The organism is Streptomyces neyagawaensis, from assembly GCF_023516595.1.
GTDB lineage: Bacteria > Actinomycetota > Actinomycetes > Streptomycetales > Streptomycetaceae > Streptomyces > Streptomyces neyagawaensis.
Genome location: NZ_JAMGBG010000013.1, coordinates 26,885 through 50,050 on the forward strand (window position 1 = coordinate 26,885; position 23,166 = coordinate 50,050).

Annotated in this window: 17 protein-coding genes; 11 read left to right on the forward strand and 6 right to left on the reverse strand. The window is 71.2% G+C overall.

Translation table 11 applies throughout. From position 1 onward, the window contains the following. Window positions 1-353: 353 nt before the first annotated feature. Entirely contained in the window at window positions 354-1,538 is a 1,185-nt protein-coding gene (locus tag M8J73_RS08405) for a winged helix DNA-binding domain-containing protein (RefSeq protein ID WP_055537046.1), read from the forward strand. A gap of 143 nt (window positions 1,539-1,681) precedes the next feature. Here the strand turns inward: M8J73_RS08405 and M8J73_RS08410 are convergent, their stop codons facing one another. Beyond that, window positions 1,682-2,329: a DUF4360 domain-containing protein gene (locus M8J73_RS08410; protein ID WP_055539688.1), complete on the reverse strand. Its 648-nt coding sequence runs from the start codon at window positions 2,327-2,329 to the stop codon at window positions 1,682-1,684. A gap of 304 nt (window positions 2,330-2,633) precedes the next feature. Beyond that, entirely contained in the window at window positions 2,634-2,948 is a 315-nt protein-coding gene (locus tag M8J73_RS08415) for a hypothetical protein (protein WP_055539695.1), read from the reverse strand. 204 nt (window positions 2,949-3,152) lie between these two features. Here M8J73_RS08415 and M8J73_RS08420 point away from each other — a divergent pair, with 204 nt between their 5' ends. The 7 genes from M8J73_RS08420 to M8J73_RS08450 all read left to right on the forward strand — a co-directional run bounded on the left by M8J73_RS08420 (window position 3,153) and on the right by M8J73_RS08450 (window position 11,067). Next, entirely contained in the window at window positions 3,153-3,512 is a 360-nt protein-coding gene (locus tag M8J73_RS08420) for an arsenate reductase family protein (protein ID WP_055539689.1), read from the forward strand. Window positions 3,513-3,686: 174 nt separating this feature from the next. Continuing rightward, entirely contained in the window at window positions 3,687-4,424 is a 738-nt protein-coding gene (locus tag M8J73_RS08425) for an SCO2207 family protein (protein ID WP_055539690.1), read from the forward strand. A gap of 576 nt (window positions 4,425-5,000) precedes the next feature. After that, window positions 5,001-6,032, forward strand: a complete 1,032-nt coding sequence (gene glnII / locus M8J73_RS08430) for a glutamine synthetase (RefSeq protein ID WP_055539691.1) — start codon at window positions 5,001-5,003, stop codon at window positions 6,030-6,032. A 175-nt stretch (window positions 6,033-6,207) separates the two neighbouring features. Further along, window positions 6,208-7,131: a DUF6891 domain-containing protein gene (locus tag M8J73_RS08435; protein ID WP_055539696.1), complete on the forward strand. Its 924-nt coding sequence runs from the start codon at window positions 6,208-6,210 to the stop codon at window positions 7,129-7,131. A gap of 332 nt (window positions 7,132-7,463) precedes the next feature. Continuing rightward, on the forward strand, window positions 7,464-8,099 hold the full coding sequence (locus M8J73_RS08440) for a winged helix-turn-helix domain-containing protein (protein WP_055539692.1): 636 nt from the start codon (window positions 7,464-7,466) through the stop codon (window positions 8,097-8,099). 102 nt (window positions 8,100-8,201) lie between these two features. Then, entirely contained in the window at window positions 8,202-9,233 is a 1,032-nt protein-coding gene (locus tag M8J73_RS08445; RefSeq protein WP_240501378.1) for an NAD-dependent epimerase/dehydratase family protein, read from the forward strand. Window positions 9,234-9,495: 262 nt separating this feature from the next. After that, window positions 9,496-11,067, forward strand: a complete 1,572-nt coding sequence (locus tag M8J73_RS08450) for a DUF1996 domain-containing protein (protein ID WP_055539694.1) — start codon at window positions 9,496-9,498, stop codon at window positions 11,065-11,067. Window positions 11,068-11,177: 110 nt separating this feature from the next. On the opposite strand, the gene M8J73_RS08455 is transcribed toward M8J73_RS08450, so the two are convergent. Continuing rightward, the gene (locus tag M8J73_RS08455) at window positions 11,178-11,648 is read right to left on the reverse strand and encodes a hypothetical protein (RefSeq protein ID WP_249828406.1); all 471 of its coding nucleotides are present in this window, start codon (window positions 11,646-11,648) and stop codon (window positions 11,178-11,180) included. A gap of 119 nt (window positions 11,649-11,767) precedes the next feature. On the opposite strand from M8J73_RS08455, the gene M8J73_RS08460 reads away from it, so the two are divergent. The 3 genes from M8J73_RS08460 to M8J73_RS08470 all read left to right on the forward strand — a co-directional run bounded on the left by M8J73_RS08460 (window position 11,768) and on the right by M8J73_RS08470 (window position 15,458). Continuing rightward, complete coding sequence (locus tag M8J73_RS08460) at window positions 11,768-12,292, forward strand: alpha-N-acetylglucosaminidase N-terminal domain-containing protein (RefSeq protein WP_372503916.1); 525 nt, start codon at window positions 11,768-11,770, stop codon at window positions 12,290-12,292. A 209-nt stretch (window positions 12,293-12,501) separates the two neighbouring features. Then, on the forward strand, window positions 12,502-14,442 hold the full coding sequence (locus tag M8J73_RS08465; protein WP_055542313.1) for a hypothetical protein: 1,941 nt from the start codon (window positions 12,502-12,504) through the stop codon (window positions 14,440-14,442). A gap of 323 nt (window positions 14,443-14,765) precedes the next feature. After that, window positions 14,766-15,458: a TetR/AcrR family transcriptional regulator gene (locus M8J73_RS08470; protein ID WP_249828407.1), complete on the forward strand. Its 693-nt coding sequence runs from the start codon at window positions 14,766-14,768 to the stop codon at window positions 15,456-15,458. Window positions 15,459-15,520: 62 nt separating this feature from the next. Here the strand turns inward: M8J73_RS08470 and M8J73_RS08475 are convergent, their stop codons facing one another. The 3 genes from M8J73_RS08475 to pulA form a co-directional block, all read right to left on the reverse strand. Further along, window positions 15,521-15,877: a 5-carboxymethyl-2-hydroxymuconate Delta-isomerase gene (locus M8J73_RS08475; protein ID WP_055540518.1), complete on the reverse strand. Its 357-nt coding sequence runs from the start codon at window positions 15,875-15,877 to the stop codon at window positions 15,521-15,523. A 46-nt stretch (window positions 15,878-15,923) separates the two neighbouring features. Then, window positions 15,924-17,531: a fused response regulator/phosphatase gene (locus M8J73_RS08480; protein WP_249828474.1), complete on the reverse strand. Its 1,608-nt coding sequence runs from the start codon at window positions 17,529-17,531 to the stop codon at window positions 15,924-15,926. Between the two features lie 76 nt (window positions 17,532-17,607). After that, a complete protein-coding gene (gene pulA, locus M8J73_RS08485; protein ID WP_249828408.1) occupies window positions 17,608-23,034 on the reverse strand; it encodes a pullulanase-type alpha-1,6-glucosidase in 5,427 nt (1,808 codons plus the stop codon). Window positions 23,035-23,166: the final 132 nt, after the last annotated feature.

Genomic DNA, 23,166 nt, shown 5'->3' on the forward strand with positions numbered 1-23,166 from the left:
CTTGGGTGTGCGTGGGTGGTGGCAGCGATGCCCGTCCCGCACCGTCCGGTGCCGGACGCTCGGCTGCGCCCGTCCAGGATGCTGGGCGGGCAGATCCGCCCGCATCCGAATATCAGGGGCGGTGGGGTGTGCGGACGCCTTCTGAGGGGTCCTGACGCCCGGACGCGGTGACGCGGTGGGCGTGCGGACGCCTTCCGAGGGGTCCGGACGCGGTGACGCGGTGGGGTGTGCGGACGCCTTCCGAGGGGTCCGGACGCGGTGGGGCGTGCGGACGCCTTCCGAGGGGTGGTTGTCAGTGGTGTCCGGGAGGATTGGGCGGACGGGACGACTGAGGTTCGGGTGGAGGCGGCGGCATGGGGGAAGCACGGCGGTATGTCGGAGTGGCCGAGCGGCGGGCGCGGCTCGGGGCGGGGCAGCGATTGGCCGGATCCATGCGGGCGAAGGGACCGGAGGAGGTCGCCGACTCACTGGTGGCGCTGCACGGCTCGGACCCGGCGACGGTGTACCTCGCGGTGGGCGCGCGGCTCGCCGAGCCGGCGCGGACGGTGGCCGAGACCGAGCGGGCGCTGTACACGGACCGGACCCTCGTGCGGATGCACGGCATGCGGCACACCGTGTTCGTGTTCCCCGCCGGTCTGACCGCCGTGGTGCACGCCTCGACCGGCATCAGGGTCGCCGCGAGGGAACGGGCCGCGCTGTTGCAGGACATGGCGGCGGCCGGGGCCCCGGACGCGGCCTGGCTGAAAGAGGTCGAGGAGTCGGCGCTCACCGCGCTGGCCCGGCGCGGGCAGGCGACGGCGGCGGAACTGGCCGAGGACGAGCCCCGGTTGAGGGAACGGTTCGTGTACGCGGCCGGCAAGCCGTACGAGGGGATGCACACCGTCTCGACGCGGCTGCTGAGGGTACTGGGCGTGGAGGGCCGGGTGGTGCGGGGCCGGCCGCTCGGTTCGTGGACGTCGAGCCAGTTCCGCTGGGCCGTGGCCCCCGCGCACCCCGAGCTGGATGTGGCGGAGGCTCAGGCCGCGCTCCTCGGGCGATGGCTGGCGGCGTGCGGTCCGGCGACCGAGGCCGACCTGAAGTGGTGGACGGGCTGGCGGGTCACCGAAGTCCGCCGGGCGCTCACGGCGATCGGGGCGCGGGCCGTGACGCTGGACGAGGGCACGGGGTACGTGGTCGCCGGGGACGAGGAGCCGGTCGCCGCCCCGTCCGAGCCGTGGGCCGCCTTGCTGCCGGCCCTCGACCCGACCGCGATGGGCTGGCGGGAACGGGACTGGTATCTGGCGCCGGAACTGCTCCCCGCCCTGTTCGACCGCAGCGGCAACGTGGGTCCGACGGTGTGGTGGAACGGCCGCGTGGTCGGCGGCTGGGCCCAGCGGGCGGACGGCGAGATCGTGTGGCGCCTGCTCACGACGGAAGGGATCGGTACGGAGGCTCGCGGGGCGATCGCCGAGGAGGCCGAGCGGTTGCGGGCGTGGGTGGGCGAGACACGGGTCACGCCGCGCTTTCGGACGCCGCTGGAGAAGGAGTTGGGCGCCTGATGACTCGGGGGCGCGGGGCGTGACACATGCGGCTCCGCCGCGTGGGCGCGACCAGCCCCCACCGGCCCGCACCCGGCAAACCCACCCAAACACTCACGGTGGTGCCGGGCGCCCCAACAGAAGCGGCACCCGGCACCCCCGGCTCACTTGGGCGCGCACTCCTTCCACGCCAAGTGGTAGATCGTGCTGATGTCCCCGTCCGTCGAGTCCATCGTCATGAAGCTCGTGCTGCTCGCCGGCGACGAACCCCGGTTGACGCGCAGCTCCGTGTTGATGTTGAAGTTGCGTTCGACACCGCACGGCGCCCACACCAGCTGCGCCCAGTCGGTCTCGTCCGTGGCCTGCCAGTTGTCCTCGTACGGGCCGTTGAAGCCGTGGGTGCGGGAGGCCGTGTCCGGGGAGCCCTGGAAGTAGTACGAGGCCTTCTGCGTGCCGTTGGCGCCACGCTGGAGTGAGGCGAAGCCTCGGTAGTCGACGCTCGCGATGGCGTACGTGAAGCCGCCCGGCACATGAACTCTCAGGTTGAGCTGGCAGTTCTTGCGGAACGCCGTGGAGGGCGCGCCCCCGCCGACCTGGGCGAGGTACTCGCTGTAGGTCACGGTGAACGCGGTGTTGTCCGGGGAGACGGCGACCGCCGTCGTGCCCTGGGGACAGCCGGAGCCGTTCACCGTGGCGACCTTGATGATGATCTTGTCCGGCGGCGGGTTGTCGAAGGGATCCGTCGCGTGCGCGGGAAGCGCTCCGGCGAACAGGGCGGCCACTGCGCCACCCAGGAGGAGACCACGAACCATGGGGGGTTCTCCCATCATAGGCATGCACATGTCGATAGACATGCACGACGTCCCCGCATACCTGTGAAAGAGCTGTGAAGGCTGCGGGGCGACCGCATCGTATGGACCCCTGGCGGGCACGGCTAGGGCGATCTCCGGCCAACCCTGACGGCCGGAGATCGCCCTCTTTTCCTTCGGTCCCCGCTCCCACACCGCCGACGCGCCGGCATCCCGGGACATCCCCGGCGACGCACGACCCCGACGCACCGGCGCCGCCCACCCCGAAGGGCGGACGGCACCGGAAGGCCGGGTCAGCGGGCCGACGTCAGCGGCAGTACCGCATCAGCGCCCGGACCATGTGGCACGTGGTGTCCGACGGCGGGTGCACACCGATCACCTCGGCGGTGGTCCGGATCGTCTCGTTGCGCGCCTGGTTCGGCATGTAGACACCGGAGTCCAGCAGGGCGATGGCCAGACGCATCGCCTTCAGACGCCGGTTGTGCGTGATGTACCACTCCCGCGGACGGCCCGGCGGCAGCGAGTGCTTCACGACGGGCTCGTACGGCAGGTCGAGCAGGACGGGATGCTTGACGGTTGACTGGGTGGGCAGCGGCTTCGACTTCAGTGCGGCAGCGGGCACGGACATCCTCCTGTCGCGGTCTGGGCGCCGCCGGAAATCCCCCGTCGGCAACCCTCGAACACTGCTTCTATTTTACTACCGCCCACTGACAATCGCCCCTGGCCAGAAGGCATTTGAGCGGTTCTGTGACAGGGGTGGAACACGGGTTTTCGGGAGCCTCGGGACGCCTCCGGCGGGCCGGGAGCGGTTGGCTACGGTGGGGCCATGGAGATCTGGATCAACCCGGCCTGTTCCAAGTGCCGCAGCGCCATCAGCCTGCTCGACGCGGAGGGTGCCGACTACACCGTCCGCCGTTATCTGGAGGACGTCCCGAGCAAGGACGAGATCCGTGAGGTCCTCGACCGGCTCGGGCTCGAACCATGGGACATCACCCGCACCCAGGAGGCCGCGGCGAAGGAGCTCGGCCTCAAGGAGTGGGCGCGGGACGCCGCCACGCGCGACCGGTGGATCGCGGCCCTCGCCGAGCACCCGAAGCTGATCCAGCGGCCCATCATCACCGCGGAAGACGGTACGGCGGTGGTGGCCCGTACGGAGGAGGCCGTACGGGACGCGCTGTCGCGGTAGGCGCGCCCTCGGCCACCCCCGCCGACCGACGCCGGTGCCGCCCGCCGAGCACCCTCGACCACCCCGACTCATGTGTGACGCAGGTTACTTCGGAGACTGCCGTAACCGTTGAGTAACCTCGTTCGGTATCTCGTACATAGCGGCGTACGCTCCCCTACCTCTCAGGAGGCGCGAATGTCGCGCAGGAGAACTCTCAGTACGAAGAAGAAGATCGCGCTGTTCGTCAGTGCGGCGGCGGTGGCGGGTGGCGGGGCCTTCACCATGGCGGCCACCTCGAACGCGGCGCAGACCGCGGCGGATTCCAGCGTCTGTCAGGGTCTCGCCACCGCGCTCGGCAACAACCAGAAGTTCATCGACGGTCAGCGGGCCGCCCCGGACGCGCAGTCCGAGGCGCGGATCGCCAACCGCGAGGCCGTCATCAAGCAGATCAAGGTGCAGCAGGAAGCGTCCGGTTGCGTCGTCGGGGAGTCGGCTCAGGGCTCCCAGGCGGCACAGCCCGCGCAGCCCGGCGGCGCGGAGACCGGGGGGTCGGCTCAGGGCCCCCAGGGCGACGAGGCCGCCGGGAACGCGGGCGGCGCCGGGAACGCGGGCGACGGAGGCGCTGACAACGCAGGTGGCGACGGCGGTGCCGGGAACGCGGGTGGCGACGGCGGTGCCGGGGGCGGCCAGCAGGTCTGCAACGGGTCCACCGTCACGCTCTCCGGTGAGGGCGGCGCCCCGGCCGCGTCCAGCAACCAGTTCCCGGCCGGGACGAAGCTGAAGGTGACCAACCTGGACAACAACAAGTCCACGACCGTGGAGGTCACCTCGGTCTCCGGCAGCTGTGTCCTGTTGAACAACTCCGCGTTCGAGGAGGTCCGGGAACCCGGCAAGTTCCTGATCCGCCGGGCGCTGATCGAGAAGGTCGGCTAGAACGACGGTCGCCGGCCCCGCTGTTCCCGCCGGGGGGCGGCGGGGCCGGCCCGTCGTGGGTCCCGCCGAGCCGGGTCGGGGGTCGGCCGCCGTACGGAGGGGGTGGCCGCCTCGCGACACCGGTTCGAGCCTGGTTCGCACCGTGCCCGATTCGCGAACCGGAACGGGATGCATCCGCCCGACGTCCGTATGCCGCTCGATCGGGTGGAGCGGCTCGGACCGGCCGGCGGATGCGGGACAACCACGACCGGCGGCGGGTGTTCGTCGAGGGCCACGAGCGCGTGATCGAGCCGGGATGGGGCCCGAGTGCCACCGTGACCCGCCGGTCAACCTCTTCGCATACGGCTCGGGGCGCGGTCGATACATAACTGGTGCGAACACCCTACGAGAACGCCGTCGGCGCTCCGGGGGCGTGAGTCGCACCACAGCGACGCCCGGTAACACGGGGTTCACATGCGAGCAATGATCGGGAAATCGCCTGTTGGCAGGCTGCCCGGCATCAGCGCGGCGTTTCAGTGCCGCAGCGCCGCAGCACCCGCACATGCGCCTAGTGACCCACCCCGAAGGATGTGTCCCGTGACCTTCAAGGCTGAGTACATCTGGATCGACGGCACCGAGCCGACGGCCAAGCTCCGCTCCAAGACCAAGATCATCGCGGGTGAGCCCGCCGGTCTGGACGCGCTGCCGATCTGGGGTTTCGACGGGTCCTCCACGAACCAGGCCGAGGGCCACTCCTCGGACCGTGTGCTCAAGCCGGTCTTCACCTGCCCCGACCCGATCCGCGGCGGCGACGACATCCTCGTCCTGTGCGAGGTCCTGAACATCGACTTCACCCCGCACGAGTCCAACACCCGTGCCGCGCTGCGTGAGGTCGCCGAGAAGTTCGCCTCGCAGGAGCCGATCTTCGGTATCGAGCAGGAGTACACCTTCTTCCAGGACGGCTACCCGCTCGGCTTCCCCAAGGGCGGCTTCCCGGCCCCGCAGGGCGGCTACTACTGCGGTGTCGGCGCCGACGAGATCTTCGGCCGTGAGGTCGTCGAGGCGCACCTGGAGAACTGCCTGGAGGCGGGTCTGGGTCTGTCCGGCATCAACGCCGAGGTCATGCCCGGCCAGTGGGAGTTCCAGGTCGGCCCGCTCTCCCCGCTCGAGGTCTCGGACCAGCTGTGGGTGGCCCGCTGGCTGCTCTACCGCACCGCCGAGGACTTCGGTGTCTCCGCCACCCTCGACCCCAAGCCGGTCAAGGGCGACTGGAACGGCGCCGGCGCGCACACCAACTTCTCCACCAAGGCGATGCGCGAGGGCTACGACGCGATCATCACCGCGTGCGAGTCGCTCGGTGAGGGCTCGAAGCCGCTCGACCACGTCAAGAACTACGGCGCCGGCATCGACGACCGCCTGACCGGTCTGCACGAGACCGCCCCGTGGAACGAGTACTCCTACGGTGTCTCCAACCGTGGCGCCTCGGTCCGTATCCCGTGGCAGGTCGAGAAGGACGGCAAGGGCTACATCGAGGACCGCCGCCCGAACGCCAACGTCGACCCGTACATCGTGACGCGGCTCATCGTCGACACCTGCTGCTCGGCGCTGGAGAAGGCCGGCCAGGTCTGATCGGCCGCGCCCCGCGCGAAGCGTCCCGGAGGGCGTCCACCGTTCGCGGTGGGCGCCCTCCGGCGTTGTCGGTGGGGCGTGCGAGGGTGAGCGCATGACGATCGACGGGGGCGGCACGGCCGCGGACGGCCTGGACACGCACAACCTGGTCGCGGGCGGCCTGGCAAAGCACAGCCTGGCCTCGGACGGCCTGGCCATCAAGGTGAAGACGGAGAACTGGCAGGAGCACGCCCGGATCACGGCCGGGGGGCTGCGGGAGCTGGTGGACCGGATCGGCGGCGAGGGCGACCGGTTCCTGGTCGTGCAGCGGATCCCTGACGTGCCGGACGTCTTCGTCCAGGTGTGGCACGAGCACGGCAGTGGGGAGTACCAACTGGAGCACCGGGAGGGCCGCGACCGGTTCTTCGGGACGGTACTCACCGACCGGGAGCGGGTCGCCGAGGCGATGACCGGCTGGGCGCGGCGGGCGGACGGCTGGGACAGCGGCATCGACTGGACCCCGCTCGACCACGACCCGCCCGCGGACGTGCCGGAACTCCCGGACGCGGTACGGGAACAGGTCGAGGAGCGGGTGCGGGAGCTGCTGGCCTGCGGGTACGACGACCGGGCGCGGCTCACCGAGGCCGCCGAGGACTATCTGGTCGACGGCGACGACCGGCCCGTCTCCCCCGCGCAGGCCCGCCGGCTCGTGGACCGGCTGTGGACGGAGCGACTCGCGGAGCAGGAGACCTGGGAGGGCACCACCGACCCCGAGCGGCTCACCCGCGCGTTCACGGCGCTTCGAGCCGCCGGGATCACCGCCCGGGAGAACTTCACCTGCTGCCGCACCTGCGGCATCGGCGAGATAGGCGGCGAGAGCGCCGACAGCGACCGGGGCTTCGTGTTCTTCCACTCCCAGTGCACCGAGGGCGCGGCCGCCGGACACGGACTGATGCTGCTGTACGGCGGTTTCGACGGGTCGGCCGCCACGACGACGTCCGTCGGGCACGAGGTCGTGGCGGCCCTCGCGGCCGAGGGACTGTCCACCCAGTGGGACGAAGATCCCTCCAAGGCCATCACCGTCACTCCCCTGGACTGGCGGAAACGCCTGGTGGGATGAGGTGCTGACCGATCCGGGCGGTTTTCGGGAGGCGTCCGAGGAGTGAGAGCGGGGTCCTCTCGCGGGGCGGTGTCTGCTTCAATGGAGCCATGGCCAGCTTCCAGAACAGTCGCGCGACGGGTCGCCATGACCTCGAGCCCTTCTGGCCTTCCCGTCAGCACCACGACTTCGACCGGGTGTGTTGCCGCGCGATGAACGCGCCGGCCCTCTAAAGCCGTACACCCCGGCCTTCGGTCGGCGCGACACGACGTACGTCCCTCGGCGGAGCCGACCACGAACTCGGTCGCCGAGGTTTCCCGGACGAACCTCTCGCGCGAAAGAGCTGACCTCTCATGGCGAACACCCGTTCTCTCTCGACCGCCGCCACCCTGACCGCCGCCTCGGGGCCCTCCCCGGCCGCCGCGCCCTCCGCCACCGGTGCGCCCCGCCACCGGTTGCGTGCCGTGGGCCGGGACGAGGTGGTCGACGTCGCGGACTTCCTGCCGCCGGGCACCACCTGGCTGCCCGCGCCCCAGCACACCCTGCCCACGCTGCCGGGTCAGCCGCCGATGGTCGGCTATCTCGTTCTCGTACCGGCCGACCGGCAGCCGCCGTTGCTGCCGTTCGCCGTCGCGGGGGCGGGGCCGGCCGACAGCGCGGGCCCCGAGGCCGCCGTGCCGGGCGCCGAGTCCGGCGACGAACTGGTCCGTGTCGACACCGTGCAGCGCACCGCCCAGGTGAACGGGCGGCCCCTCGACCTGACCTACCTGGAGTTCGAACTCCTCGCGCATCTCGTGGCGCATCCCCACCGGGTCCACAGCCGCGACCAGTTGGTCACCACGGTGTGGGGCTACGGGCATGTGGGCGACGGGCGGACCGTCGACGTCCACATCGCCCGGCTGCGCCGCAAGCTGGGCGCCGAGTTCCGTCAGGCTATCCAGACGGTACGGCGGGTCGGCTACAAGTACTTGCCGCCACTGGCCCGTTGACCAAGGCTCCACCCGGCCCGTCGGCGGCTACGGCCGACGGGCGGATCTTCTGAGAGCAGAGCACCGTTCCGTACCGGGCGCCCGGCGGGCAGAGTCGGCGGTATGAGACTTCTGATGCTGGGTGGTACGGAGTTCGTGGGTCGCGCCGTCGTGGAGTCGGCGCTGGCCCGCGGCTGGGAGGTGACCGTCTTCCACCGGGGACGGCACGAACCTCCGGCCGGGGTGCGGTCGTTGCTGGGCGACCGCACCGCTCCGGACGGGCTCGCGGCGCTCGTCGACGCCTCCGCCGCCGTCGCCGCCTCCGGCGAGGGCGGGTGGGATGTCGTCGTCGACACCTGGTCGGCGGCGCCGCGAGCCGTCCGGGACACGGCCCGCCTGCTGGCAGGTACGGCCGGACGGTATGTGTACGTGTCGAGCTGCTCCGTGTACGCCTGGCCACCGGCCGCCGGGTCCGACGAGAGCGCTCCGGTGGTGCAGGGCGCGGCGGCGGACGCCGGGCAGACGGACTACGCCCGCGACAAGCGGGGCGGGGAGCTGGCCGCCGTCGAGGCGTTCGGCGCGGACCGGTCGCTCCTCGTCAGGGCCGGGTTGATCCTCGGGCCGTACGAGAACATCGGGCGTCTGCCGTGGTGGCTGGGCCGGGTCGCGCGGGGCGGGCCGGTGCTGGCGCCCGGACCGCGTGACCTTCCCCTGCAGTACATAGACGTCCGCGATCTCGCGGGTTGGGTACTCGACGCCGTGGAGCGGGGGGCGAGCGGCGCGTACGACGTCGCCGGGCCGCCCGGGACGACGACGATGGGGGAACTCCTCGACGCGTGTGTGCGGGTGACGGGCGGACCGGCGGACCTGCGGTGGACTCCGGCGGAGGCGGTGCTCGGGGCGGGGATCGAGCCGTGGACGCAGTTGCCCGTGTGGGTGCCGGAGGGCAGCGACCTCCATGGGGCGCTGCACCAAAGGGACGTCTCCCGTGCCGTACGGGAAGGGCTGCGGTGCCGGGGTGTCGAGGAGACCGTGCGGGACACCTGGGAGTGGTTGCTGAGCCTCGACGGGGTCGCGCCGCAGCGGCCCGACCGGCCCGTGGTGGGGCTCGACCCAGAGGTGGAGGCCAAGGTGCTGGGCGTCCAGGGGGTATGAGCCGGCGGGTGTGCGGGGCGCGGCCGGGGTGCCCGGCCGCGCCCCGCCCGTGCGGCTGCGCGAACCTCGCCCCGATGCTCCACACGCCGTGAGCGCTCGACAACTCGTAGTCGCGCGAGGGGTGTTGAAACCCGGTCTTCGCACGAATCTCTCATCAATTTGTGAGTCGGCTGAACACTCCTGGGACTCACCGCGTATCTGAGGGAGCCGCTTCACTCCTGTCGGGCGCCTCGATGCCCCGCAAGGAAGTCAGAGGAGTTCCATGGGACGCAACACACGGAAACGACGTTCGCCGCTGGCCGTTCGGGCCATTGCCGCATCCGCGGCGCTCGCGGTAGCGGGCGGCGGTCTGGTCTGGGCGAACTTCTACGCCTCAGCAGGCGAGTCGAAGTCCAAGCCGAATGCCACGCTGGCCGCTGCTCAGGTGGCCACCATCGCCTGCCCGGACGTCGGCCAGAAGCTGACGAACGTTCCCGGCCAGGCGCGCGCGGGAGTCGCCAAGGAGCTGGCGCTGCTGGACCGGCAGATCACCGAGGCCTACAAGCGTCTGGCGGAGACCCGCCAGGCCCAGTCCCGGGACGCCAACTTCGTCAACAACGCCATTCTCGGCCCGCTGAAGGACAAGCGGTCGGCCACCATCGACCGGATCGGCATCAACATCCGGCGTGTGGGCGGTCAGGTTCCGCAGGGCATGGCGCAGCTCGCCGCCTGCCAGAGCAAGACCGACCAGGCGCAGACCAACGCCGGTGGCGCCCCGAACCAGGGTGGCCAGCAGGGCGGCCAGCAGCAAGGCGGCCAGCAGCAGGGTGGTCAGCAGCAGGGTGGTCAGCAGCAAGGCGGTCAGCAGGGCGGGCAGCAGCAAGGCGGCCAGCAGGGCGGCCAGGCTCAGGGCCAGGGTGGCAACGGCCCGGTGGCCGGGGACTTCATCAACATCAACCAGGTCCAGCCCAACGGCGGCCCGAAGGGCGTGAACGGCAACGGTCTCGCCGCGAACGGCAACGGTGGTTCGCGCGGCTCCTTCACCACGAACTGCGGAAACAACAAGAACGAGATCCGCAACTCGGACAACGTGATCGTGGCCCCCGGCGTCAGCAACGGTGCCCAGCACCAGCACGACTACGTCGGCAACCAGAGCAACAACGCCTTCGCGAGCGACCAGCAGCTGGCCAACGCGCAGACGTCCTGCCAGAACCAGGGCGACAAGTCGTCGTACTTCTGGCCGGTCATCCGCATCCAGGACGGTACGCAGGACATCGACCAGGGCAAGCCCGGTGGTGGCGTGGACAAGAACGTCGGCAAGATCGTCGAGCCGAACCAGGTCCAGCTGAAGTTCGTCGGCAACAAGCGCGGCCCCGTCGTCGCGATGCCGCAGGCACTGCGGATCATCACCGGTGACGCGAAGGCCTTCGTGAACGGCCTGGGCAACGCCAACACCAACTGGAGCTGCACGGGCTTCGAGAACCGTGTGGTGACGGACAAGTACCCGATCTGCCCGCAGGGCAGCTCCGTGGTGCGGACGTCCTTCTTCCAGAGCTGCTGGGACGGCAAGAACATCGACAGCGCCAACCACCGCACCCACGTGAGCTTCGTCAAGGGTGACGGCAGCTGCGCCAACGGCTTCAAGGCGATCCCCCAGCTCCAGGTGCGTCTGGTCTACAGCGTTCCGGCCCCGCAGATCCAGAACGGTCAGGTGAAGAACGCGTACGCGGTCGACTCCTTCCCGGAGAACCTGCACAAGCCGATCACCGACCACAACGACTTCATCAACTTCTTCAACCAGAACACGATGAACAAGATGGTCAACTGCATCAACAACGGTCAGAACTGCAAGTAGTACCGAAGCGGTCCTGAACGACCGAAGCCGGCGGTGGGAATTCCCACCGCCGGCTTTCGTGTGCCGTGTGCCGGGCCCGCGCGGTCGAGGACGGCGGGCGCGGCGCCCGGCTATCCGCTGTGGCCGCCGCCGCTGTGGCTGCCGCTGTCGTTGTGGCTGCCGCCGGGGTTCATGTGCTCCGAGCCCTCCTGCACATCCCCGCCGAGGGTGCCCTGGAGCCCGGCGACCGTCTTCTTCTCGCCGACGGCGACCCACTTGCGGCCGACGAGGTAGTAGCCGCCGTAGTCCTTGGCGCCGGCGAGCCACTCCGCCTGGCCCCGGTCGGTGGCGAAGGTCGCGAGGACGAACTTGCCGTCGAAGTCGCCGTCCTTGTTGGTGCACAGGGCCTGACGGATCGTGTCGGCGTCCGTCTGCATGTCGGGCTTGCAGCCCACCTCGCCCGCGATGTGCTCCAGCGTCCCGGTGGCCGTCTTCGGAACCGCCGCGCCCCCGTCGTCGCCGGAGCCGCAGCCGGTCAGCGCCAGCAGGCTCACGACCGCGCCGACCGCGCTCCCGGCGAGCCTCTTCCTCGTCACACTCATTCGTACGTACCTCCGGGTCCGTTCCGGCGACGTGAACGCGCCGGCTCCGTGCGCACCGTTGTTCACGGACGGTCGCCCCGTTGGCGTGCCGCCACTGTCGACACAGGGGGCACACAGACATGAACAGTCCGTCGCGACGCACGGTGCTGGGCTCGGCCGGTGCCTTCGGCCTCGGAGCCTTCCTGGAATGGTCGGCCCCGGCCCACGCCGCGGAGAGCCCTGGCGGGGGCCCCGTCTTCGATACGGCTCCCGCGCGCTCGGCGCTCAATCGGCTGCTGCCCGGTCATGCCGAGCAGTCCCGGCTCAGTCTCCTCGACCGCGACGGCGCGGTCGACCGGTTCCGGGTCACCGGCACCACCGGACGCATCCAGGTCCATGCCACCACACCGGCCACCCTGCTCATGGGCATGCACTGGTACCTGAAGTACGTCTGCGGGGCCCACCTCGCCTGGAACGGCAGCCAACTGAACCTGCCCACGCGGCTGCCCGCCCCCGCCCGCCCCGTACGCGGACTGCCTCGCCCCCGCCGCCCCTACCCGTCCCATCCCCAGGGGCTCCGCCCCTTCGACCCCGGGGGGCGGCTTCGGCCGTCTGCGCACGTGCGGGTGGGTGGGGGCTGGTCGCGCAGTTCCCCGCGCCCCTGAAAAGCGATCGGGGCTACGCCCCGTGCTTTTCAACGGCGGCATCTGCTGAAGGGCGGGCCGCAGGCCCGTTCCTTCAGGGGCGCGGGGAACTGCGCGAGGAACCACGAACCACCCGCACCCGCCCAAGCACCCGCACCCCACCAGGCGCCCGGCCCAACCCAAGCGGAGCGGCAAGGTGACCATCTCAACATTCGCTCGTTCTGCTGAACGTGCAGTCACAGGATGTCGCCCCGCGCCCCGCAGGTTCCCGCGACCGAGAGGCGGTGGTGGATATCGACCAGGCGGAGGCCGCCCTCGTCGAGCACTACCCGCGTCTGGTACGGCTCGCCTACCTCACGCTGCCCCCGGCACTGGGCCGGAACCGGCGGGTGCTGACGGCACACTCGTTGACGCAGCGGGCCCTGCCGAGGGGCCGCCGCTCGACCTCGTCGATCCCGGCGCAGGCGACGGGGCGGGACCGTGATCCGGGGTACGCCTACGTCCGCCTCCAGGTCGTGCGCTCCGCGCTGGAGGCGGGGCTTCCCCCGTTCCGCGGCGCCTCCTGGCCCAAGCGGTCACAGCTGCCGCCGTTGCTGCCCCGGGTGTGGGGGCTGCGGCTGTTCCCCCGACCGGGCGGCGCCGACGAACTCGCTCTTGACCAGCGGTTGTCGGCCCTCTCGGCGGCGGCCCGTGCCGCGTACGTGCTGCGCGGGCTGGAGCGGCTCCCCAACCCCGCGGTCCGGACCCTGCTGGAGCAGGCGGGTGTCGAGGACCCGGCGGCCGCGCTGGCGGAGGCCACCTCCGTACCGGCCGAGCAGTACGACCTGCTGGCCTCTCCCGAGTTCGACCCCTGCTCGTTGCACGCCCGGCCGACCGATCTCGTGCGGCGCCGGCACCATGTGCGGGCCGCGCTGGCCGCGACCGGCGCGGTGGTGGTGTGCTGGGCGCTGCTCGGTCTGCCGGGTGACGCGTGGAGGCCGGACGACGCGGCGGCTCCCCCGTACGCCCGGAACCCCGCGGCCCAGGCCGCCCTCGATCCGGGCCGGTTGACGAAGGCGGCGGCCACCGACTGGGAGGCGACGGGCCGCGCGGACTTCTCCACCTGGCCGGCGCGCGGTGACCTCACCGGCGACAAGGACCTGCTGCGGCGCGCCCTCAACGTGTGGGCCCGCCCCGGCGAGTCCGTGCAGACCTCGGTGACCCCCGGCACCCAGGCGGGACCGCCGCCCGGTCCGCCGCAACTGCTGTACGCGGGCAAGGTCGACAACCTGCGGGTGGTGCTCCTGTACGACGGCCTGCGCGTCGCCCGCTACGCCGAGCCCCTCGACAATCCCGAGGTCGCCGCTCTCGACCTCTCCCGTGTCGACGGGGCGACCGGCGGCGGGGCCGGCGCGCTGCTGCTGGGCCGGACCGATGGCAACGTCCGCTATCTGACGGCCCCTTGGGTGCGGAAGGCGGCCGTACGGGATCTGGCGCGGTCCTCGGAGGAGGTGGCGCCGCTCCCGCTGTCGAAGGACGGGGTGACGGGGCCGTTCGCCAGCCCGGCGGTGCGGACCGGCCGGTGCGCGTCCTGGGACGTGCTGCAACTGACCGAGGCGTCGGGGCGGACCCGGCTGGTGACCGACCTGGCCGAGGTGGTCCCCGCGCACCTCACCGTGGGACGCCCGTCGTCGGCGCCGGCCCGGGAGGCCACGCGGGCACCGGAGGCGTGGGCGCCCTTCGCCTGCTCGCTGGCCGCCGTACGGTCGCAGGGCGTACGGGTCGTGAACGCCTGGCAGTTCGCCCGGCAGCCGTTGCCCGACGGCAGCGGCACCGCCGACTGGGTCTGCACCCGCGCCGAGACCTGGCGGGGCGCGGGCACCCGGGTGCTGGCCCAGTTCCACACCCCCGGCGGCGCCTTCGTCACCGCGGCCGTCGACGAGGTCCCCGCCTGCGGCCCGGCCGACCCGCATGTCCTTGCCTCCGCGCCCTGGAAGTCCGCGGCGGGCGAGTCGTACCTTCTCGCCGCCGGCGCGAAGGACACCGTCTCCGTCGAGGTCAGCGGCGGGGTGACCGGCTCGGCGCCGGGAAACGTCCTCGCCGTACCGGCGGAGGCCGGCGCCCGGGCGGACCTGAAGGGCACGCTGGCCAACGGGCGGACGATCGGCGGTCTTCAGCCGGCCGCCCAGTGAACCGGCCCGCGCGGGAGGGGTGATCAACGGCGGTCGTCCAGCCGCGCGGGCTGCGCCCCACCGCGCCGCCTCGCCACGGCGCCCGCCTCGCCGCCACGTCGCCACCTCGGTCTCAGGCGGCCGCGCGGGAACTCCGGTGATCCGAACGCCCCCTTCCCGCCGGCTGATCTCCTGCCCCGCCACTCCCCCACTCCCCACGGCCGCATCGCCCCGCCGATCCCCCAACGCGTCGACGATCCCTCCGATCCCTCCGATCCCTCCGAACCCCCGGATCCCTCTGATCCAGCCGCTCAAAGGCCGGAATCGATCGGTAAGGTGTTCGTATGAGAACCGGTGTGCGTCGCAGGATGGGTGTGGAGGAGCGGCGGCAGCAGTTGATCGGCGTCGCTCTCGACCTCTTCAGCCGGCGCTCGCCCGAAGAGGTCTCCATCGACGAGATAGCGACGGCGGCCGGTATCTCCCGGCCGCTCGTCTACCACTACTTCCCCGGCAAACTCAGCCTGTACGAGGCCGCGTTGAAGCGGGCCTCGGAGGATCTCGCGGACCGTTTCGTGGAGCCCCGCGAGGGCCCGCTCGGGGGTCGCCTGCTGCGGGTGATGCGCCGCTTCTTCGACTTCGTCGACGAGCACGGCCCCGGTTTCTCCGCCCTGATGCGCGGCGGCCCGTCCTTCGGCTCCTCCCGGACGAACGCCCTCATCGACGGCGTGCGCCAAGCCGCCTATGTCCAGATCCTGTCGCACCTCGACATCAAGGACCCGCCCGCGCGCCTCGAACTGCTCATCCGTTCCTGGATCTCCCTGGCCGAGTCCACCGCTCTCATCTGGCTGGACGGCCGCGAGATCCCGCGGCGGGAGCTGGAGACCCAGCTCGTGCACGACTTCGCCGCGCTCATGGCGGTGAGCGCGGCGTCGGACGAGGACATGGCGGCGATTTTGCGCCAGGTGATCGCCGACGAGCCGGAGGACGGCCCGTTCGGCGATCTGATGGGGCGCCTGGTGACCCTGGCCCGGCCGTAGCGGGGCGCGCGGGGCCGTAGCTGGGCGCGCGCAGCCGTGGCGGGCGCCCGGGTCCGGCTCGGCTAGACCTCGTACTTGGCGTAGGAGGGGTCGAGGTCGCGTACCTCCGCCGACGCGTGGAAGGCCAGGCCCTCCGTCACCTTCACGTGCTCGCGGAGCAGGCCCAGCACGTTCTCCGTCAGCGTCGCCTTCGTCTCGTCGGTGCGGCCGGCGAGCAGGCCCAGCGTGACGTGCACGATGCCGTGCCCCTCGGTGTCGGGTCCGACCGTGGTGTCCTCGGTCCGCCGGAACTGGGTCTTGCAGGCCTCCGGCTTGGCCACGGCGGTCCGTACGACCTCCTCGTGGAGGGCCTTCGCGAACGCGGGCCGGTCGAAACCATCGGAGAGTACGGCGGAGTAGTCCACGGTGATCTGCGGCATCGGTGCGCTCCTCGACAAGGTGTTCCAGCGGGTGTGGAAAATCAGCTCACCCTAGCCGGAGGCGCAGCGCCAGCATCGCGATGTCGTCATCCCGGTCCCGCCCGAAGCAGTGCAGCAGGGTGTCGCACAGGGCGACCGTGCCGAGCGGGGCGTCCGCCGCGGCGGTCCGCAGATGCTCCATGGACACCGAGAGGTCGATGCCGCGGGTCTCGATGAGTCCGTCGGTGACCATGAGGAGCCGGTCCGTGGGCCAGAGCGTCGTCTCCGTGGGCTCGGGCCGGTCCAGGCCGAGCCCGAGGAGCGGCCCGGACGCCTTCATGTACTCGGCGTCGCCGGCCTCGTGGACGACCAGCGGCGGGATGTGGCCGGCGTTGGCGACGCGGACGCGTCCGCTGCGGGGCTCGACGAGGGCGAGGCAGACGGTGGCGGTGACGTCGGGGTGGTAGTGCTGGAGCATCTGGTCGAGCCGGGCGGCCAGCACTCCGGGGTCGGCCTCCTCCACGGCGAAGGCCCGCAGGGCGTGCCGGATCTCGACCATCACGGTGGCCGCCTCCAGGGAGTGCCCGACGACGTCGCCGACGGCGGTGAGGATGCCGCCGCGGGTGGAGACGGCGGCGTAGAAGTCGCCGCCGATCTCCGTCTGGCGGGACGCCGGCACATAGCGGACGACGACTTCCAGACCGGGGAACTCGGGCACCCGCTTGGGCAGGAAGCTGTGCTGGAGGGTGAGGGCGACATGCCGTTCGACCTGGTACATGAGCAGCGGTTGCGCGGCGAGCGCGGTCGCCTGGGCGAGCCGGGAGACGAGGCCGGTGGTGTCGGTGGGCGTGGCGTGGGTGCCGCTCAGGGGCAGGGCGACGCAGATGGGGGTTCCGCCCTCGGTGCGGGCCAGCACCAGGCGGGCGTCCTCGCAGACGCCGGGCCGGAAGAAACCGGCGGGCCACAGCGGGGCGGGGACGACGGTGTCGTGCGCCCGGGGGTCGGCGGCGGTGAGGCGCCGGATGAGCCGGCCGACGGTGTCGTGGGCGCCGGCGTCGGGGAGGGTGGTGCGGGCGCGGGCGTGGGAGGTGCCGCTGTAGAGCTCGCCGTCCTCGCCGAGCACGAACACGGCGGCCGGTGACCGGGTGAGCCGGGCGGCGCCCTCGGCGGCGGCCGTCGCGAGTTCCCCGAGGGTGCGGGCGGCCTGGACGTCGACGATGGTCTCGGAGAGCAGGGTGAGCCGACGGACGAGGGCCTCGGCGCCGTTGCGCATACGGGCGCCGCGTACGGCGGCGCGGACGACGGCCTGGATCTCCTCGGGTTCGGCGGGCACCGTCAGATACGCCTCGCCGCCGGCGTCGAGGCCCTGGCAGCGGTCGCCGGGTGCGATGGCGGCGGCGGAGAAGTGGACGACGGGGAGGGCCGCCGTGGGGGGCTGTGCCTTGAGGCGGCGGCAGAGTTCGAAGCCGCTCATGTCGGGGAGGCCGACGTCGACGAGGGCCAGGTCGGGCAGAGCGCCCGAGCGGTGCCGTTCGTCGAGTTCGGCGAGGGCCTCGCCGGCGCTGGCGACGGGGACGACACTGTGTCCGGCTCTGCGCAGCACGGCGCCCATGGCGTAGCGGCTGGCGGCCGCGTCGTCCACCACCAGAACGGTGGTGCGTCCTTCGTCGGCCATGAGACTCATACGGTTGCTCGTCCCTGAGGCTCGGGTGGTACAGGCCCTTTCCGCCTGCACCACCCAAGCTAGCGTCCTACCGGTTCGAGCGTGCGAATACCGCCACGGTCCGCCCCGGAACGGCGAACGTACCGGATTCCGCCTCGTACGACGCGGACTTGACGGTAGAGTCCGCGCCCTCCGCCTGCACCGGATGCAGGGTGTAGGCCGTTCCGGCGAGGCCCGTCACCGTCTGCTTCGTCTTCTCGGGGGTGGCGTTGAAGACGACGACGAGGTCACCGAGTTCCATGGTGATCACGCCGGGGGTCTCGTCCTTGCCCGACAGGGGGAAGGAGAGCTTCGACTGGACCTGTCCGGTGGTGTCGAGCGAGAAGTCGCCCTCCGTGGAGCGGATCCGCAGCAGGTCCTGGTAGGCCGCCGAGGCGCCCTCGATCTGGTCGCAGCCGACGGCGACCGAGGTCAGCAGGGGCTTGGCGTACGACCACTTGGCCTTGTTGTCGGTGGCCGGGGGCAGGCCGCGGCCGAAGCCGTTGCCGTCGCGGCAGTCCCAGTGGATCGCGTTGAACCAGTCGCCGCTGTCGTAGGAGTTGCGGTCGAGGGACTTGGAGCGCAGCAGGTCGGTGCCCGCCTGGGAGAGGGCCGGGCCCTGGGAGAGGGCGGCCGTCGCCATGGCGAGGACCTGCATACGGGCCCGGGCGGTGGCGCTCGTCGACTTCGGCAGTTTGAAGGCCAGCGCGTCGAACAGGGACTCGTTGTCGTGGGCGTCGACGTAGGCGAGGGCGTCGCCCGGGGCGTCCGCGTAGCCGGCGGCGCTGCCGTTGTAGTCGACCTCGGAGCCCTTGACCTCCTTGCCGCTGGTGTCGGTGAACCGGTAGTGCGCGAGGTTGCCGCTCAGGCCGACCTTGACGAGGTCCTGGTAGTGCAGCAGCCGGGACTTCTGCTCGGCCGGGGTGCCGTTGCTCTCCGAGGAGTTGGGCTCGGTGTAGAGACCGGACGCGAAGCCCTGGACGCCGGGGTCCTCGTCGAAGGGGCCGCCGCCGCGGACGGCGTCACGGGCGCGGTCGGAGAAGGTGGCGATGCCCGTGCCGGCCATGTTCTTCTGCGTGGCCTGGGTGAAGCGGGCGTCGTCGGCGACCTCGCCGAAGTTCCAGCCCTCCCCGTACAGGATGATCTTCTTGCCGTCGACGCCGTCCTGGGCGGGGGTCAGCGCGTCGAGGGCCTTGCGGACGGCGAGGATGTTGGCCTTGGGGTGGTGGCCCATCAGGTCGAAGCGGAAGCCGTCGACCTTGTACTCCTTGGCCCAGGTGACGATGGAGTCGACGACGAGCTTGCCCATCATCGTGTTCTCGGGCGCGGTGTTGGCGCAGCAGGTGCTGGTCGCGACGGAGCCGTCGGCGAGGAGCCGCTGGTAGTAGCCGGGGACGACCTTGTCGAGGACGCTGGTCTTCGCCTGGCCGCTCGCGGTGGTGTGGTTGTAGACCACGTCCATCACGACCCTCAGCCCGTCGTCGTTGAGCGACTTCACCATCTCGCGGAACTCGACCGTGCGCCGGGTGCCGTTCGGGTCGGTCGCGTACGAGCCTTCGGGGACCGTGTAGTGGTACGGGTCGTAGCCCCAGTTGAAGGCGTCCTTGGCGGCGGCCTTCGCCACGCACTCCTGCTGCTGCTCGGAGTCGGCGGCGTAGGAGCCGAGGTCGCAGTCGGTGGTCGCCTGGTCGGCCTTCCTCTCGGGGATGGTGGCGATGTCGAAGGCGGGCAGCAGGTGCACGTACGAGGTGCCGGCCTTCGCCAGCCGCCGCAGGTGCTTCGCGCCCGCGCTGTCCTGGTCGGTGAAGGCGAGGTAGGTGCCCTGGTCCTTGGCGGGGACCGTCTTGTCGGCGATCGAGAAGTCGCGGATGTGCAGCTCCTGGATCTGCGCGTCCTTCAGCGGCACGGTCTTCGGCTTGTCGTACGAGGTCCAGCCGCGCGGGGCGAGGGAACGGTCGGCGAGATCGACGACGAGGCTGCGCTCGGAGTCGGTGGTGAGGGCGACGGAGTACGGGTCGGTGACCTTGTTGGTGACGACCTTGCCGACGCTGGGCGCCCACACCTTGACGGTGTACCGGTAGGGCTTGCCCTTCCAGGACTTCGGGCCGGTGACGGACCAGACGCCGGTGGCGCCGTTCCGCTTCATGGCCACCTTCGTGCCGTCGAGGTCGAGGGAGACCTGCTGTGCGGTGGGCGCCCAGACGGCGAGGGTGGGGCGGCCCTTGCGGAAGGTCGGGCCGAGGTCGGCGTTCGATCCGTCGTAGAGGTCGTCGAGGACCCCGGCGATCTGCACACCGGTCGCCGCGAGAACGGCGCCGTTGGCGGCCCGCTGGGAGGCGACGAGCTGGCCGCGCAGGGCCTCGCGGACCCGGCCCTGGTCCCGGGGGTCGACGGTCCAGGCGGTGTACGCCTTCAGGTGCGGGAACTTCGCCTTCTGGGCGTCGGTGAGGGACGACTTGGTGAGGCGGAGCCGGCGCTCGTCGGTGCTGGTGAGCGCGCCGTCCTTCACCTTGATCGAGCCGGTGCGGGAGTACAGCACCTGGGTGGAGGCGGCGGCCTCGTCGCCGTTCCAGGCAAGGGTGTTCCGGTCGATCCAGATCGCCTTGGAGGTCGTCAGGTCGAGGGCGGCGGCGGACCCGGCGGGCTGCGGGAGCAGGTACTTCTCCTGGCCGCCGAGCAGCCACACCTCGTGGCCGTTCGCCTTGAGGTCGAGGGACTGGTCGGCGGGGAGGTCCTTCTCGTCGCCCTTGTGGAGGATGTAGCTGAGGCTGGTGGCGCCCTCGGCGAGGGGCACCTCGAAGACGGCGCCGTACGCGTCGGTCCGCACCGGCTCCAGCGGCTTGGACCAGTCGGTGGGGTTGGCGGCCCCGGCCCAGACGTGCAGGCCCCAGCCGTCGTACTTGCCGTCGGCGCGGTGGTAGTGCAGGACGGCCTTGGACTTGTCCTGCTCCGGGTACTCGCCGGCGGGCCTCTCCGTGCGGACGGCCTCCTTGCCCTGCTCGACCCAGATCTCGCCGGTCCTGGTGACGTCGATGGAGCGGTCGGCGGAGACGTCCTTGGTGCCGTCCTTGTCGATGACGAGGTAGCCGACGTTCGAGGCACCGGGCTTCAGCTTGACGTAGGCGAAGGCGCCGTAGGCGTCCCGTCCGACGAAGTCGTGCCCCTCCGGCCAGGTCGTGCCCTCGCCGTCGGCGATGTCGCCCCAGGCGTACAGCCGCCAGTCGCTGTAGTCGCCGTCGGTGCGCTTGTAGTGGACGATCGCGTAGTCACGGGAGGAGGCGGTGGGAATCTCGGGGGCGGGCGGGGTGCCGGTGGTGGAGGTCACCGTGGTACTCGCCGTGCGGCCGGCCGAGTCGATCACGACGGCCTTGTAGCGCAGGGCGGTTCCGGCGGGGACGTCCTTGCCGATGGTGTGGGTGACCTTGTAGGGGGCATGGTCGGCGGAGCCGAGCGTCTTCCACTTGCCGTTGCCGGTCTGGGCGGCGAAGACCACGCGGTTGAGCTGACCGCCGTCGACGTCGGCGCCGATCTCGACCGTGCCGGTGGCGCCGGCGGCCGGGGCCTTGAGGGTGAGGGACGGCTTCGCGGCGGGCTTGCCGAGCGGGCCTGCGGCCTTGAGGACGACGGAGGAACCGGCCGGGACGGTGACGGTGACCTTGCGGTCGGCGTCACTCTTGACCTGGTCCTTCGTCCCGTAGATGCCCTTGAAGGTCATGCCCGCCGAACCGGTCGCGAAGGTCGCCGACCTGGCGTCGTCCGCGTTGTTGAAGGCGACGACGTACTCGACGCCGGTGCGGGCGTCGGTGCGGGAGAAGGCGTAGACGCCCGCGCCGTCGTCGGCGTGGCGCTCGGTCTGGACGCCGTCGGCGAGGGCCGGGTGGGCCTTGCGGAGCTTGGCGAGCGCGCTGATCTGCCGGTAGAGCGGCGCCTTCGTGTCGTAGGCGTCCGTGGCGTGGGTACGGTCGGTGCCCAGCTGGTCGTCGTCCAGGTAGTCGGCGACCTTGGAGGCGAAGAGGGTCTGGCGGGCGTCCTTGTCGCCGCCGGCGCCGGTGAAGCCCTGCTCGTCGCCGTAGTAGACGACCGGGTTGCCGCGGCTGAGGAACATCAGCTCGTTGGCGAGCCGGTCCTTGGCGAGCAGTTCGGCGTCGCCGGCCTTCGGGTTGTCCTGCTTGAGGAAGGTCCCGATGCGGCCCATGTCGTGGTTGCCGAGGAAGGTGACCTGCTCGTACGCGTTGGCCTTGTCGGTCGTGTACTTGTAGTCGTCACCGAACACGGCGGCGAGCTTCTCGGCGCTGCCGCCCTGGGAGGCGTACGCCCGGGCCGCGTCCTGGAAGGGGAAGTCGAGTGTGGAGTCGAGGCGGCCCTGGGTGACGTACGGGGAGGTCACGGAGGTGTCGGCGGAGTAGACCTCGCCGAACATGAAGAAGTCGTCGCGGCCCTTCCTCGCCGCGTACGCGTCGAGCGCGGTGGCCCACTGGGTCCAGAACTCGGTGTTGACGTGCTTCACGGTGTCGATGCGGAAGCCGTCGATGCGGAAGTCCCTGACCCACTTCTCGTAGATCTTCTCCATGCCCTCGACGACCTCGGGACGCTCGGTCCACAGGTCGTCGAGGCCGACGAAGTCGCCGTAGGTGGCGGACTCGCCGGCCCAGGTGGAGTCGCCCCGGTTGTGGTACATCGTCGGGTCGTTGAGCCAGGCCGGGACCTTGAGGTTCTTCTTCGACGACGGCACGACGGGCGTCCTGGGGAAGGAGTCCCGGCCGACCTTCGGGAACGCCTTGGCTCCGTCCGCGTAGTCGGCGTCGTCGAAGGGCTTCCCGTCCTTGGTCAGGTAGGGGAAGGCGCCCTTGGAGAGGTAGTCGTAGGACTTCTCCTTGTAGTCGACGACGTCCGCCGTGTGGTTGGTGATGACGTCGAAGAAGACCTTCATGCCCTTGGCGTGGGCCTTGGAGATGAGGGTCTCCAGGTCCTTGTTGGTGCCGAAGTGCGGGTCGACCTTGGTGAAGTCCGTGATCCAGTAGCCGTGGTAGCCGGCGGAGGCGTTCTCGCCGGTGCCCTGCACGGGCTGGTTCTTGAAGATGGGGGCCAGCCAGATGGCGGTGGTGCCCAGACCCTTGATGTAGTCGAGCCGCTGGGTGAGGCCCTTGAGGTCGCCGCCCTGGTAGAAGCCCTTGTCGGTGGGGTCGTACCCGGTGGCGAGGCGGGAGCCGGTCAGTCCGCCCTTGTCGTTCGCCTTGTCCCCATTGGCGAAACGATCCGGCAGGACGAAGTAGAACTGCTCGCGGGTCAGGTCGTGGCGGGCGGGCTCGGCGGCCAGCTTCGCGTCGGACGGCGGCGGGGGCGGTGCCGCGGCCCCCGCCGCGAGCGGCTGGACGAGCGCTGCGGTCAGCGCGGTCACGGTGACCGCGCCGACCACGGCGGCCCGTTCGGCACGGGCGGTACGGCGCCTCGACGGCGTCGGCCATCTGGGTATCACAGAGGGACTCCTAGCGATGACGGCTCTGGGGGCGTTGCGAAAGTCCCGCACAACACCCTCTGGTGGGTCCGACCCCGCGCGACCGTATCGCCGCCGAAAGGTTTTCAGCAAGAGGCTTGAAAGCACCGGTAA